The sequence below is a fragment of the Acidithrix sp. C25 genome, from assembly GCF_904848545.2.
Map to the genome: position 1 here is coordinate 239721 of NZ_CAJHCI020000006.1, position 14961 is coordinate 254681.

At 47.4% G+C, this 14961-nt stretch carries 11 protein-coding genes; 5 read left to right on the forward strand and 6 right to left on the reverse strand.

The window, feature by feature from the left end:
- Window positions 1-592: 592 nt before the first annotated feature.
- From ACIDITHRIX25_RS70295 to ACIDITHRIX25_RS70320, 6 genes are all read right to left on the reverse strand, one after another.
- The gene (locus ACIDITHRIX25_RS70295) at window positions 593-1501 is read right to left on the reverse strand and encodes an aldo/keto reductase (RefSeq protein WP_201732274.1); all 909 of its coding nucleotides are present in this window, start codon (window positions 1499-1501) and stop codon (window positions 593-595) included.
- A 109-nt stretch (window positions 1502-1610) separates the two neighbouring features.
- The gene (locus tag ACIDITHRIX25_RS70300) at window positions 1611-3695 is read right to left on the reverse strand and encodes an IS1634 family transposase (RefSeq protein ID WP_201732275.1); all 2085 of its coding nucleotides are present in this window, start codon (window positions 3693-3695) and stop codon (window positions 1611-1613) included.
- A complete protein-coding gene (locus tag ACIDITHRIX25_RS70305; RefSeq protein WP_201732276.1) occupies window positions 3638-3841 on the reverse strand; it encodes an IS1634 family transposase N-terminal domain-related protein in 204 nt (67 codons plus the stop codon). The genes ACIDITHRIX25_RS70300 and ACIDITHRIX25_RS70305 overlap by 58 nt, the downstream gene beginning before the upstream one ends.
- 1830 nt (window positions 3842-5671) lie before the next feature.
- On the reverse strand, window positions 5672-8374 hold the full coding sequence (locus ACIDITHRIX25_RS70310; RefSeq protein ID WP_201732277.1) for a bifunctional acetate--CoA ligase family protein/GNAT family N-acetyltransferase: 2703 nt from the start codon (window positions 8372-8374) through the stop codon (window positions 5672-5674).
- Between the two features lie 95 nt (window positions 8375-8469).
- Window positions 8470-8964: an RrF2 family transcriptional regulator gene (locus ACIDITHRIX25_RS70315; RefSeq protein ID WP_249685618.1), complete on the reverse strand. Its 495-nt coding sequence runs from the start codon at window positions 8962-8964 to the stop codon at window positions 8470-8472.
- Entirely contained in the window at window positions 8945-9112 is a 168-nt protein-coding gene (locus ACIDITHRIX25_RS70320; RefSeq protein WP_201732278.1) for a hypothetical protein, read from the reverse strand. Before ACIDITHRIX25_RS70320 ends, ACIDITHRIX25_RS70315 begins: the two co-directional genes overlap by 20 nt.
- Window positions 9113-9243: 131 nt before the next feature.
- Between ACIDITHRIX25_RS70320 and ACIDITHRIX25_RS70325 the strand changes: the two genes are divergently transcribed.
- The 5 genes from ACIDITHRIX25_RS70325 to ACIDITHRIX25_RS70345 all read left to right on the forward strand — a co-directional run bounded on the left by ACIDITHRIX25_RS70325 (window position 9244) and on the right by ACIDITHRIX25_RS70345 (window position 14730).
- A complete protein-coding gene (locus ACIDITHRIX25_RS70325) occupies window positions 9244-10446 on the forward strand; it encodes an alkaline phosphatase family protein (protein ID WP_235347494.1) in 1203 nt (400 codons plus the stop codon).
- Window positions 10447-10561: 115 nt separating this feature from the next.
- Window positions 10562-11068: a bacterial proteasome activator family protein gene (locus ACIDITHRIX25_RS70330; protein WP_201732280.1), complete on the forward strand. Its 507-nt coding sequence runs from the start codon at window positions 10562-10564 to the stop codon at window positions 11066-11068.
- Between the two features lie 429 nt (window positions 11069-11497).
- Window positions 11498-11971: a ribose 5-phosphate isomerase B gene (gene rpiB / locus ACIDITHRIX25_RS70335; protein WP_052603960.1), complete on the forward strand. Its 474-nt coding sequence runs from the start codon at window positions 11498-11500 to the stop codon at window positions 11969-11971.
- 8 nt (window positions 11972-11979) lie between these two features.
- Window positions 11980-13068, forward strand: coding sequence for an alpha/beta hydrolase family protein (locus tag ACIDITHRIX25_RS70340; protein ID WP_201732281.1), 1089 nt, complete (start codon window positions 11980-11982; stop codon window positions 13066-13068).
- Window positions 13069-13515: 447 nt separating this feature from the next.
- Window positions 13516-14730 carry an amidase gene (locus ACIDITHRIX25_RS70345; protein ID WP_201732282.1) on the forward strand — a complete coding sequence of 405 codons (1215 nt, stop codon included), beginning with the start codon at window positions 13516-13518 and terminating at the stop codon, window positions 14728-14730.
- Window positions 14731-14961 lie beyond the last annotated feature (231 nt).

Sequence of the window (14961 nt, forward strand, 5' to 3'; positions counted from 1 at the left end):
AGGCGGGTAGGTTTTAGATATTTGTCCATCTCAGGCTAGCTTTTTGGCTGGCATGAGATGGACTTTTATTTAACGTCTACGATTAGATGGCGAACCCGAGATGGCCAGTGAAATCCCATCTGAGAAAGTTTTCTTTAACTCAATTTGGAGTCTTTTAAAATCAATTGATCCCTTCTTTGGACCAGTCCACGATGCGATTTTGGTCACCTTTGGAATCACTACTGGCGCATTTTGTGAATTCTCTGTAGAAATGTTGCCAATGGTTGGATTTTTGTGATTGCTTAGCGAAAAATGGAAGATTCGACATTAGCCAGCCATTCCATGAGCCAACCAGCCATACATGAGTCATATAGGGTCAATTTACTTGGTGGTTATCGTGGATTTGCTCACCATGGTCTATTAGAACTGCGGGTTGGTGAGTGCCCAAAGGAGCTCGATTGCTTCTGTGCGGTTGTGGTGCTGTCTGTTCCTTGTAGATAGCGCTATATGTTTCAACATAGGCTTGAATACAAGTACATTTGTCGAATCGAATCCAATCAGTAAGTTATCGACTCTTTGGTTTGGCTAATCGTTGAACTGTTGCAATTCTGATTTAAATTCCAGCGACCGGATGTGGCAGATATGGTGCCTGTAGTCTTTCTATCTCGGTATGGGTCAGGCTTATCGATGTCGCGTCAATCGCTTCGCCCAATTGTGCCATAGATGTAACGCCAATGATTGGTGCTGTGATAATTTCCTTGGATAGGATCCATGCCGTTGCCACCTGCGCCCGTGAGATCTCTCGTTCGAGTGAGATCTTTCCGACTTCATCGACAATTTCATGGTCATCATCGCGGCTATGACGAGCCGATATGGCCTCTAGCTGGCCCCGCCTTGTGCTCTCATCCCACCCTCGAGCAAGGCGTCCTCCACCGAGAGGACTCCATGGGATGACCCCAATACCACTCTGGTCGCATAGGGGATGCATCTCCCGTTCTTCCTCTCGATAAAGGAGATTGTAGTGGTTTTGCATCGATATAAACTTAGTCCACCCATTTGCCTCCGCTAGATTTAGCATCTTTGAGAATTCCCACGCATACATAGAAGAGGCTCCTAAATACCGAGCTTTACCCGCTTTTACGATATCGGTGAGCGCTTCGAGAGTCTCTTCTATGGGGGTGGTTGGATCTGCTCGATGGATTTGGTAGAGATCCACATAGTCGGTACCTAGTCGCTTGAGACTTTTGTCTATTTCGGTCATTATTGCTTTTCTAGAGAGGCCGCTATTGTTTGGGCCGTCTTTTATTCGTCGACCCACCTTTGTGGCGATGACTACCTCTTCGCGCTTGGCGAACTCTTTGATAAGGCGACCGGTTAACTCTTCGCTGGCGCCATCCGAATAGATGTTGGCAGTGTCGAAGAAGTTTATGCCAGCTTCAATGGCACGCTTTAGGATTGGACGAGCTTCCTCTTCGCCGAGGGTCCATGGTTGATTTCCTCTTGTGGGATCCGCAAAGGCCATACAACCCAAACATATCCGCGATACCTCTAGAGTGCTATTGCCTAACCCATCTTTCCGAAAATCAACCTATTCTCCCAGCTAGTTGAGTATGTGGTCTTACGTTGGGACACTACAAATGCGTCGCAATGGTCTTGATCCGTTTAAGGGGATCACTAACTCCTAAGAGACGGTAGATCTCTTTGTGAACCGGCTCAGAAACACCACTAGTGCGGATGTGATAGACAACGCCTTTATCTGATGTAAGAACTATGGTGGCTCGGCGGTGACTGTTGAGTTGCTCTTTGATGGTTGACCATCTTCTCTTATCGTTATTTTGCCTCAAGGTCAGCTCAATAGCACTAAGGAGGTGATAGGCAAGTACTGAGATGAAGAGGTGAGCAGCAGTTCGGCTAGCTAGTTGATGATAGACCGGTCGAAGTCCAAGATCACTCTTGAGGGATCTAAAGGCATCTTCTACTTTAGTGAGAGTCGTATAGATATTCCAGATCTCACCTGCATCTAGCTCGCTATGGCTGGTGTCTATGACGTAGGCTCCTTGGAGATTATCATCTTTGGCTTTAGTGGGTTTTTCTGTAATAGTGAGATTGATTACTTTGTCAAAGCGTCTCTTTTTGATGATCTTGCCATGGTCTTGATGATATTCAAGGGATATCTCGTATTTGGAAGCAATACTTGGGTACTTGGCCTTGATGCGTCCGATACGCTCTGAGACAACTGTGGTCTTAGATATAGAACCCTTTGTGATTGAGGTATTCAACGAAGTGATATCTACTAAGAATCTCTCGTTAGCTTGACTAGAGATCGCTGATTCCTTCTTGGATCTCCCCAAAGAACGACACAACACCACGGTTGTGGTGTTGTTGTTGGAGGAAGAGGAGGAGATGGAGGAGGAGATGGAGGTGGAGATGGAGGTGGCGTTAGTATCAGTGTCGGTGCTGTCGCTGATATTGTTGCCGGTGTTCTTGCTGGTGGCACCATTACGGATATAGTCGTCAGTGTCGGTGCTACTGTCGCCCTTGATGATTTTGGTGTCGTTGCTGCTGTCGCTGTTGCTGATACTGTTGCTAGTGTTGCCGGAGGTGGTGTAACTGTTATTGTCGTCAGTGCCGGTGTCTTCTTCTAGCGTTTGCACTTGTCCTTGTACTTGTGTTTGCACTTGTCCTTGTACTTGTGTTCTCACTCGCCCTTGTGGCTTTTGTGGTTCCACTTGTAGCTTTTTCACCAGTACTGGGGATCCTTGGGCATCGTAGATCTCGGTGAAGCCTTCCATCTCCATGAAATGGCTTCGATAGAGACTCTTTTTGTTAGCTCTCTCAATTACTACGTAGTTGAGATTGCGCTTAATGAGAAGTTCTAGGTTTGCCTTGGTAGCAATTCCCCTATCCATCACAATGGTAGGAACAACATCCCCAAAGAGAGATCCATCCGATAGAGACTCCAAGGCATCAAGTACGCTAATGAGAGTTCTAGGCTCAGAGGTATTGCCCTCATGTATCTCTGAGTAGATGGGTAGTCCCCGGTGATCAACAAGTAGTGCCAGAGAAACTAATGTGCAATCAAAACGCTTCTCTTTGGAATGTCCATGTTTAGCTAGGGAGTTCCCCTTAGTAGAACCTTCGAAGTAGGTGTTGGTTAGATCAAAGAGAAAGAGCCTGGTATTCGTCCTAAAGAGATCAGAGCTAGCTTTATAGAGTGCTGGCTCTATGACGCCTTTAGCGTCATAGAGCTTATCTGCAATTGCATAGACCTTATCCTTGTGAAACTTAGAGAGATCGATACCACATATCTCAGGTAATGAAGAGTTGGAGTTGATATAAGAATAGGTCTTTCGATCAGATCCAGGATGAATAAGACGAGCTATTATCGTTGCCTTGGCAATGCCAAGAGATTCACCCGATAGACCTGCACTCTCTAGGATCTTATCGAAGCTAAGAGCTTCATAGAACGAGTTTCCTATGAGTTCTGGACCGATACTTCTACTATTGATAGTCTTAGCACTAGAGAGATCCACCATCTCAAGGTCAGCCTCAGTAGTTCTTGTTTCTTTAGCGGCTGCAACTTCGGAACGAATTGCATACTTAGTGATTGCCAGATCTGCGTATCTGGCAATAATAGGATCTGATTCAAAGAGTGAGGTTACTCCAGAGAGTCCCAGGTAATAGCATTGGCAATTGCATTGGCCAGAGCTGGCCACAATGACTTATCCAGGTCCAGTTCGGTCAAGGTCATTACTATACGTTGACGGGGACCTTTTTCACAGCGGTAGGACTCAACGAGTTGGTACTTACTGTAGCTAACGCCGGTCTTTTTATTAACTGTTGGAGTTTCACGGATAAACACAACAACACAATAGCACCATGTCAGAGCTAATGCAAGTCATAATCAACACTACTCAAAAATTAGGACACTACATTCGCGACCCAAAAAGACCTAATACCCATCTACCAGGGCATCTATAAATCGCCCAAGTCGAAAATCGCCCAAAATCCCCTCAAAAGGGACCAATTAGGGCGATTTTTCGGGAAATCAGCGAAAGATGGGCTAAATTTCTAAATAACATTGCGTCGATACTATCGCTTTAAGTGCATAAACCAACTCACATTAACGACAACTCGCATTTAACTGTGGCTAGAGGTTGAAGTTCCATTTTTATGAAATCGCTTACGATGCGACATAGGGGTTCTGTCAGAATAGGATTGAACAAGACTCCATTGGAGAGCCCTGTGGAAAAAGGCTATAAAGCAATTGCCAAGATCTTGTTTGGCCTAGACGATATTAATGTGATAGGCCTCGAAGATAATGACGGTGAGCCTTTGCATATTCACATTGAGTGTTCTAATTCGCTAAAACAATGTCCAACATGTGGATGCGAAGTTCACCATAATGGCCTAAGTGTTGTTGAGCTTAAGTGCCAACCGGTTTTTGGTCGTAGCGTCATTTTTTTGCTCTAAGCACAGATGGCTATGTGCAGATTCACAATGCCCCAACCGTCTTTTAGCGATGTTGATCCATGAATAGCTCAATATCAAATGCCTACAAGGCCGTCTTCGTCTAAGTGATCGGGCAGGTAGATGGGCGAACCGTGTCGCTACATCCGAGCATCGTAGCGCTTCTTGTGCAGATAGGGAACTTGGCTGTGATCTCTAGGTGTTAGGGGTGGTGTACTCCTTGGGAGAACTCATACCTTCTGGGATGATGAGATCTAAGCCTGGCACTCTTGCAATGTTACCAAAGGGCCTAACCAAGCTATGAACAGCTAGGTTAGGGTGAGAAAGCGTGTCGCCTTTTTTGTGACTAACTTCTATAACTTTACGTATTCGAAGACTTCTTGATGGCGGCAAGGTCAACTGGGACCTTTTAGAAACAGTAACGGTGATATTTCGTTAATCTTCAGCGTGGCAAATGGATATTCATAGCCTTATTAAGTTGATCTTGTCTAGCTACTAGTTAGAGTTCCCCGTGGTCGAAGGTCATTGGAATAAGCCTAAAGCCTTGCTTACTGCTCATTCTGACTATTTTCCTAGCAATTTGCCACAGGGTTAGTCAATCTTGGTAATCCAGCTCCTAGTGCAGATCTGTATTTTGTTGTATTAGGACCCAGGGGCTATTGCGATGCGATCCGTCGCACCTTATCGTCGCGACAGAGGGATTTGGTTCAAGTTGGCGCTTATATCGTGTCGTTTCCATCAATCTGATGCCCACCAATGGCGGTTATATTTCAATTTTTTCAGATAGTCGTAGATTCATCAGGTGGGATAGATGTTCTGGTGGGTGTTTGGGTTCGCCGTTGGCGAACCCAAACACCCACATAATGACTTTTAAAGATCTCGATTGGGTTATGACTCGTCGCCCAAGGAGCCATTAGACGAGTCAATACAAATCTCTATGGCCCAAAGCCAGAGGCTTAATCTGATTCAGAAGCTAACTTGCCACCGTTGAATCTGAAGTCCCAAATCGACGATCTAGCCTCCTTGGACATCTTTTCAAGACAGTCTGGGGATGCCGAAATTGACATGGCGGATCCTTGAGTTGGGCCGGGGAAAAAGAGAGATAGAGGAGAGAAGGAGAGGTCCTTCTCCGGTCCAAGTAATCCATCTAGAGAGCGCTAGGGACCTTTGATGAATTAGGCGAACTACTTGGTGGGTCTTTGAAGTGTACATGTCAATCCGGTCAATTTAACGATCTGGTCAGTGCGCTAGCCATTGGTGACCAGTCGTTAACAAGAATCTCTACATCCTTTATATAGGCACCAGTGGGGGTGGAGACCAAAGTAGCTTCCAGGTTTGATATTGCATAATGGTCATCGATGAGTGATCCGAGTCGAGCGATCAGGTCATAGATTGATGTCAAGTCGTGTGCCATTCTTTTTGAGCTACCTTTGATGAGCCCTATTGCGGGAATCGAGTCGATAAAGGGTTCTATATCTGAGGTATATAAGGGCAATGTGGCATATGCCTTTGAATCTAGATATTCTGAAAGCTCGCCTGCAACTCCCATGGAAAGGATTGGACCAAAGAGTCGATCGTGGACTATTGAAACTTCAAATTGAGTAGCAACCTCGAAGCTTAGATACCCTATGACCTCAACGTGATCCTTGGCTGTGATGCCGTATTTTTCTAACAACTGCAGCCCCTCTTGACCAACGATCCAGGCTGTTGCTGGACCACCTGGTTGGCCGTCTTCCATTTGGACTCGCGACTTGTCTAGCGAATTTCGAATTATCAGCGCTGCTCCGTCTGCGTCGACCTCATTAAATTCGGGGACCTCTCCATCGTCCTGTGACTTCCAAGCGGAGTGGTCGGCCATTCGAGATAGTACGGTTGCCGCCATCTCCGGGAAGTCGAAGCTAGGTATTTCTCTTGGGTGGCGCCTAAGTTCGACTTCGATTCCTGGAAGTGCTAGAAAGTTGGCCAGAACTGGTTTTGGCTGGGAGCTATTTTCTTGTTGTGCTGCCTTGGATATTGCTGCTGCAACCCCCTTTGCCGCTGTAATTGCGGGAAGTTCAGTTGTTCCCCTACCATTGGAGAAGAAGCTGGCCTCTCTCAGATTGCTCTTCCCGGTCATTCGACCCGTGATCGTTGGCACATAGAGAACGAGAACCGAATCAACGTTTTCATCGTTCAAGAGAACCTCTAGAACTTTCCCATAGGTACTTGGATCAACTTCTGGGCCGAGTTCAATAGGGTTTGAGATTCGTTTGTTGGAGATTAGTGCGCTCAATGCCTCTTTTGAAGTTGATGTTAGTTTGGCCATAACCAATCCGCCATTTTCACAGGCATCTTGGGCTAGTGGAGCTGGTCCTCCTCGATTGGACAAGATCGCCACGCGCCGACCCCTAGGAAGGGGTTGGGCTACCATCCCATGGCCTAATTCAAAGAGTTGCTCCAGCGAATCGACCCTTATGACGCCGGTATATTTCATTAGAGCATCCACGGCAATGTCGACAGAGATCGATTTTATGATCTTTCCAGACGGGGAAAGTGCCTGCCCTTCAGAAGGTGTTTTTTCTGAGAGGTTCCTAGCAGAAGGCGTTTTACCTGCGGTGTATTTCCGCGCCTTTACCGCGATTATCGGCTTATTGCGCGCTACTCGTCGGGCGACACGAGCGAAAGTTCGTGGATTTCCAAAGGTCTCTAGATATAGAAGTATGACATCGGTATTGGGATCTAGCTCCCAATAGTGAAGTAGGTCGTTGCCGGATACGTCTGCTCTGTTCCCCGATGATACAAAGCTCGATAGGCCAATTCCGCGCCGCCTAGCCTCTTCGACTATCGCGAGGCCAAGAGCACCCGAGTGTGAGATCAGTGCCGCACGACCTGGTTCTATCCCAAATGGTGCAACTGTGGCATTTAGTGAGACTGCTGGATCTGTATTTGCGACTCCCATAGAAGCGGGACCCACCACGCGCATCCCGTTTCGACGGGCTGCGCGAATGATCTCTCGTTCTGCCAGCGCTCCTTCTTCGTCGGTGTCGGAAAAGCCAGATGAGATGATGACCAGTCCGCCAACTTGCTTGTCGGCGGCCTCTGAAATGAAACTGCGAATTTCACTTGCAGGAATTACCACTATCGCGAGATCGATTTCGTCGGGGATCTCTGAGATGCAAGAGTATGCCTTGACTGAGGAGACGTAGGTGGTCGAGGTGTTGACAGGATAGACCGGACCCGCGAAGCTGCTTTCTAGAATGTTTCGAAAAATTACATTGCCCACTGAATAGGGATCGCGCGAAGCGCCTACGACCGCAATCGAACGAGGAGCTAAGATTCGTGCTATCGAGCGAGCAACGGCCCTCTGCTCGCGAGCTTGCATTCGCTTGACCGACTGTAGGGTTGGGTTTATCTCAAATCGAACTCTAATTACACCATCTTGGAACGATCGTGTATCTTTGAAACCTGCATCCCTAAAGACTCTAAGCATCCGTGAATTTTCAGGTAGCGTGTCTGCGATGAAGGTGTGGATACCTGCTTCCTTGGCAGCTTCAACCAAGAACTCCAACATGATTGTTGCTAAACCACGACCTTGATGTGCATCGTCTACTAAAAATGCGACTTCAGCAGTGGAGTGGCCAGGTAGCCTATCGTATCTAGCGACCGCAATTATATCGTCCCCCAATAGGGCGACAAGGGCCATTCGATCTATATAGTCAACGTTGACAAATCTTGAAAGCATTGCTTCGCTGAGCCGGGGAAGTGGCGTGAAAAACCGAAAGTAGATCGTCTCGGGCGAAAGCCGTGAGTGCATTGCCTCGATTCGTGGCGCATCTCCTGATTTGATGGGCCTAATGGCTACCGTTCCTCCATCAGATAGGACTGTGTCAGTCTCCCATTTGAACGGGTAAGAAAATGGCCGGGGATCTGAACCTGTATCTAACACTGGGCTCCTATCTGAGAATCTTGGATGAAGTTGACCTACCTAATTTGGATCGCGAATTGGTAAGTACGCTCTATAGGCGATTCTACAGCTTTTATTCAGGGATTCAATGATAAATGGTGATCTGGAGTTTTGATAGATTCAACGCTCTCGCCTCGAGCCCTCTTGACCATATTTGCAAGTGTAAAAGAATTGAGGTGCTCTCGCATATGTTGGCCAACTTCGTCCCATACGCTCAAGAGAACGCATTGGCCCTCATGCTCGCACGCGCCATTTTCATGAGGCAGACCAAAGTCTCCCGCTACGATAGGTCCGTCCACTGCACTCACTATTTGACCTAGAGTAATGGTTTCTGGAGAGCGCGCCAAAATGTAGCCGCCACCGACGCCTCGTTTGGATCGCACAAGGCCAGCACCTTTGAGTGCAAGCAAAATCTGTTCTAAGTACGGTTGAGGTAGGCCAGTTCGTTTGGCAACCTCTTGGACCGAGGTAGGCCCCGGTTCATCTGAATGTAATGCGAGTGACAGTAATGCTCTTGATGCATAGTCGCCTCGGGTCGATACTCTCACGCATTCAATCGTAGCGTCGGCCATCCAAAGTACCTACGTCTGGCCAAAGTTGTGATTGCACGTAAAGGGTGCCTTCGATGGTGTCGAAGTCGTTCTTTAGGTGTTTGACGCTTTTTCTAATTATCTCGGTCACAAAGTTTATCTCGGTCACAAAGTGGAGCACTGGAGCCACCGTTTTCACCAGTGCCGATTTGCGATAGCTGGTACCATCGCTAGACCCAAGAGGCCGGGGGAATCTATTTGATTTCGAAGTTGTGATAATATGGAGGTTCAGGTTATGGGAAGTTTCGTGGTCAGGTGAAAATGGTTCAGGAGACGATGTCGACTCCAATTCCAACGTACTCGGGCGCGTGTATATCTAACGTCGTAGGCGCTATAGCCATCTCGTTGGCTAAAAACCGTGACGGTGATAGGTGGCCAAGTCCGGATCGTATATATTCAAAATTGGACTCTAGTGCCTCCGAGATGGACCTAGATGCGAGCGACTGGTTCCCAAAGGCGATTCAATCGGCAAATCAGACTGTTCTGTTTGTGGTGGATGGTTTGGGGAGCCATCAATTAGAACGATATGCCAAGGATCTGCCGAATTTCTCGAGACTCCTGGGAACGACAATCTCTTCTGTGGCACCAACTACTACCGCTACGGCACTCACATCGATTGCTTCTGGCCTTTCACCAATCCAACATGGGATCGTTGGATATCGCATGCGACTGGAACCTGGTATAATCTTGAATTCTCTTACCTGGACTGGTAGAAATGCTCCAGAAGGGTTTTCACCGGATCCACGGACTGTGGTAACCAATGAGCCATTTTTTGGTCTGGATGCGTCGATCGTCTCCAAGTCGGCCTACGCCAACACTGGATTTACCCGAGCATATTTAGGCGACTCCAAATCCATTGGGTTTAGGTTTCCATCAACTATGATTGCGGAGGTTGGTGGCTTGCTCGCAGAAGGTGCTCCATTTGTCTATTGTTACTACGAGGGCCTTGATTCCGTAGCTCACGAATATGGCTTTGGTGGATACTACGAGGCTGAACTCCGGGTCGTCGACTATTTTTTAGGCCTTTTGATCGACCTCTTGCCAAGTGGAGCGTCGTTAGTTCTAACCGCTGACCATGGTCAAGTGGAGGTCGTAGGGCCGCCCATTGTCTTGGACTCTGGAATTGATAAATATGTGACTCAAATGAGTGGCGAAGGGCGTTTTCGATGGCTGCATTTGCAGCCAGGCTCGCTACAGAGGTGCCAGGAGAAGGCAAGTGAACTCTATGGGGATTTGGCTTGGGTGCTCACCAAGCAAGAGGTAATAGAGTCAGGCCTCTTTGGTCACTTTGATTCATCGCGGGCCTCCGTATTGGGGCGACTTGGCGACTTGGCCCTTGTTTCAAGGGAGCCAGTGGCATTTTATGATCCAACAGATGCGGGTCCAATGGAACTTATCTGTCGTCATGGTTCGCTCACCAAGGAGGAGATGGATGTTCCTCTCATTGGGCTTTTAGCTACTTGACTTGAGCTTAGAGATCGGTGATCGCTTGCAAAGTTAGCCTCTTGTTGAGATTGCTTTTTGCGAGTCGAGATATCAGCGTGGTGTTTTTTTCAAATTTCGCCTAAATTGTGTGGTAATGACTGAAGAACAAATTGAGCATCCAAACCAGATTCTATTCTTGCCAGAGTCCAGCGATCCGTTGACCGCTACGCAAGAGGGCGAGAATGACCTAGAGGGTGAGACTGAAACCGTTTCGTCGCCATCTAAAGTTCTAAGAATCGGAACTATGATAAAGACCCTTTTGGAAGAGGTTCGTCAATCTAGTCTCGACGATTCTGCTCGAGCACGTCTAAAAGATATCTATACGACTTCAATCGTGGAACTCAAAAGTGGCCTTTCCCCTGATTTGGCCTCAGAATTGGACCGACTTTCACTTCCATTCGTTGAAGTAGATGCACCATCTGACTCTGAGTTGCGGTTAGCCCAAGCTCAACTCGTAGGGTGGCTTGAGGGACTTTTCCATGGAATTCAAGCGATGTTGTTCGCTCAACAAGCTCAAGCGAGATCCCAATTAGAAGAAATGCGAAGGCGTGGACTGCCTGCTGGTACTGAGGATGCTCATCGACCAGGTACTTATCTTTAGTCAAATCGGCCTATAGACATTGCTCGGGCGTTCTTTCTATTGGTTGAGCCGCCCATGGAAGCAATGCTATCTTTGGAAAACTTTGACTAAGGCTATTAGGATAAATGGCCTTTAATCCAAGCGATTCGAGAGCTTTGTAGTTTTTGATTCTCCTAGGCATCCACAAAGGCGATTTTAGGGATCAGTTGAGCTAAATGGCTAAGGATTGACTAAGGAAAACAAAGAGCCGATTTTGATTTTATAGCGGAGAGTTTTTATAGTGATGATTTGATTCGGGGTAAAGGGTGTGCCGTTTCTGCTCGAGCCTGAATTGGTGATTTTCTGTGGTAAATAATTTCGCCTGTCAAGTCGTGATCTCGTTAGATTTTTACCAAATTAGGCTATTCAAATAGGTTTGAGCCGAAACAAGTTGATGTAGAGGGTGACGTCGTGAAGATAGCTATTGGAAGCGACCATGCGGGCTTTTTGCTCAAGAAGGATTTGATAGATCACCTCGTGGGCCTGGATTACAAGGTTGAGGATTTGGGTACTCATTCGATTGATCCGATCGATTATCCAGAGATTTGTGCCAGCGTGGCTAGGCGAGTTCGTGGCGGCGAGGTCGACTTTGGCATAGTCCTTGGTGGAAGTGGCCAAGGCGAGCAGATAGCCGCAAATAAGATTCATGGTGTTCGTGCAGCTCTGTGCCCGGATGAATTTACAGCTCGGTTGGCAAGAGCCCATAACAACGCCAATGTCATCTCTATGGGCGCTCGGGTAGTGGCCCCCGCCTATGCGGTTGCTATTTTGGACGTCTTCCTGACTACCCCATTTGAAGGTGGACGTCATCAAAGTAGAATCGATCAAGTCGCCGAATTGGAGCACGAAGAGGCTTTATTTGAGGCAGTTGCACACGGGAAGTAAGATAGCAATTGTCTTCAAATAGTCAAGGAAATAAAAGCTCCTATCGTCTTGGAAGACGCGCCAGACTGATTAGGTCGCTTATGATCTTTTTGATTTTGGTCGGCGGCGGAATCTATGGCATCACTAAGTTTGCATCTAACACATCTACATATACAAAGGTAACAGTACTGCCCACTATCGGGCCCGCTTCGGTATTTATACCGCCGGGATCAGCTAGGGGTAGAACGGCATACACCTATGCAAGTTATCAAGTAGCTGTCGCTGAAACTGGCACGAAGTTGTGTGTGCCGAACGGTACATCACCTACTGGCGCTGCTCTTACAACTTGTGGTCTTCGAACGCTTCAACTCGGAGTCTATTACCCGGCGCTATCATCGGGCTCTAATATCGTTCCATATCGCGGGAGCGACCCACTGCCCCTTGTCGTCTTCGCGCCGGGGTACGATCAGTACTATGGTGCCTATGCTCCCTTGATCGAGGCTCTAGTGACCTCGGGTTTCGTGGTAGTGGGAGTGAACTTTCCACTGAATGACCCCAGTTCTCCTGGCGGTCCAGATGAAGCAGACATTTTAAATGAACCTGGGGATATGACAGCGGTCATTAATTGGGCGCTACAGTCGAATCAGACTCAAACTTCGCCACTGTATCAACTGATAAATCCCAATAAGATCGTGGTGGCAGGTCAATCCGATGGTGGTAACGTTGCTTTGGCAACTGCATACAACACATGTTGCCGTGATTCACGAATAAAGGCCGCGATAATCTATTCCGGTGCAGAGCTGCCGACATTCCCAGGAACCTACTTCCCTTCGGGCTTGTCGATTCCACTTTTGGTAGTGCAAGGTACCGCAGATACCATAAACTTGCCCAGTGCGTCCGATCAGATCTTTGCAGGAGCGCCCTCGCCAAAGTACTATCTTCACCTAATTGGAGCAGATCATTTGGCGCCATATACAACTCCAGGGCAATTTCTATCTATAACTGCATCGGTTTCAGCCTCTTTTATCAATGGATATGTGAATGGATTATCTGGCGAAATCAACAAGATGGCTATTACTGGTAACGTTCCCGGAGTTGCAACCTTCCAATCAGGCTGATCGATTTTTTATAATTTGGCATTCATAAAATCTTCTTGGTCAAATTTAAATTTTGTTGGCCTTGGAGTCGCAGATAGTTTTTCGTCGGGCTTTGCTTGATCTGCGTTCGCACCCTGTTCGATTTTATCAAATTTGAAATTAGAGATCGGATTAAGCGTTGCATAATGTGTAGCGCTGCCAGTGCGATTACTAGAAACAGTGTGATTACTAGAAACAGTGTGATTACTAGAAACAGGGTGATTTCTGGTGGCAATGAGGGTTGTTGCAACATTTGGATTTTTGCTTGTGAATCACCGACCCACAAGCAAAAAAGCCAAATGTTTGGCAGGTCTATGGCAAAGTGACATGGAAGAGCAGGCTATTTTGGCGGGCCGAGTTTTCCTAATGAGGCTTGTAGGGATCGATTCTGTGTAAGGATTGGCTAGGTGGGCGTTGGGAGTTTGTAGAGTGGGCACAGCGACAGATAATTATAACTGGAGGATTGGGGACTATCGAGGGCAGGACTTCGGCGGAATAACTATCGCCATAAAGGACCTTATTGATCTCCAAGGGGTTGTGACTACCGCAGGATCGCGCCTTGTAGCCTCTAGGGCGCGCAAAGCGACCAAGGACGCAAATTGCTTGGTCCGTGTTCGAGATGAGCGTCTGACCATCGTTGGCAAGACAAATTTAACCGAACTCGCCTTTGGTACGACGGGAATCAATCATTGGTGGGGAACACCGCCCAATCCTATCGATCCATCGTTGATTCCAGGAGGATCATCTAGTGGATCTGTTGTCGCGGTAACTGGCGGCTTTGCTAATATTGCTCTTGGTAGCGATAGCGGCGGTAGTATTCGCATCCCAAGTGCTGCCTGTGGCGCATATGGGCTCAAGACCACCTGGTCGAGAGTGTCCAATGAGGGTGTGTGGCCTCTGGCGCCTTCCTTGGATTCCATTGGGCCGATCGCCAACGATATGGACGGCCTTGCCTATGGGTTTGGCCTATTGTCCAAAATCACAGACCTTGCCGTTTCTGATCGGCCCCTAAGGGTAGGGTTGATTTCAAATTCTCAAGATGAGTCCTTCAATAGTCTCTTTCGAAGCCTCGTTCGAGAAGTCGGATGGGAGTTGGGCGAGGTGAAAGAACTCGATCTTCGGTTGGCACATGAAGCGGCTTCTGTCATCTTGGTCTCCGAAGCCGCCCGTTCGAACTCAAAACTGTTCAACGAACTTCATCGGGTTGACCCAGTGGTTCGGTCACGACTTCTCGGAGCGGATGAGATCGCCGACTCTGAGTACGTTCGGGCTCTTCGCTATAGGCATAGCTTTGCCCATCTTCTTGATACGGAGTTCGAAAGATATGATCTTTTGATAAATGCAACTATACCGTTTGATATTCCAAAGCTTTCCAATGCTTATTCGAAGGTTCTCAACACAAATACAATTCCCTTTAATTTCTCGGGGAATCCAGCATTGGCAATTCCTTTGTCGGTTGACTTTTCCTCTGAGGTGACCGGATCCAAAGTAAGTATTCAGGGCGGTCAGATAGATATGCCAGTTCCGGTTTCACTTCAGGTAATTGCTCCCATGGGTAGCGAGGAGTTGTTGCTCTTTGCAGGAAGAGAGATTGAGTGTAAGGGTCTTTCTTATCTAAGAAGTAGCACTCGCGCTATCAAATGAAACAGCATCAGAGAGATTCTCAATATTTGCCTTGAATCATTTCAACCGATTCTCGATTTCCGACTTGGAAATTGATTGCCATTTGTTTTTGTAGCTGCTACGAAGTGTTTCAAGTGGACCATGGCTTTTAAATTGGCATCTCAGTAGTTGTCAATCGCTGGGGTTGAAGGTGTATCTTGGATAGTTGTAAATTCTCGTTTAGAGTCAAACAATTGTGATAGCATCACCTAA

What these genes read in the sequence shown, in the direction of transcription:
- ACIDITHRIX25_RS70330 (WP_201732280.1), top strand. Translation starts at nt 10,562, where the DNA reads ATGACTGAAGAACAAATTGAGCATCCAAACCAGATTCTATTCTTGCCA.
- ACIDITHRIX25_RS70325 (WP_235347494.1), top strand. Translation starts at nt 9,244, where the DNA reads ATGGTTCAGGAGACGATGTCGACTCCAATTCCAACGTACTCGGGCGCG.
- ACIDITHRIX25_RS70295 (WP_201732274.1), bottom strand. Translation starts at nt 1,501, where the DNA reads ATGGCCTTTGCGGATCCCACAAGAGGAAATCAACCATGGACCCTCGGC.
- ACIDITHRIX25_RS70315 (WP_249685618.1), bottom strand. Translation starts at nt 8,964, where the DNA reads ATGGCCGACGCTACGATTGAATGCGTGAGAGTATCGACCCGAGGCGAC.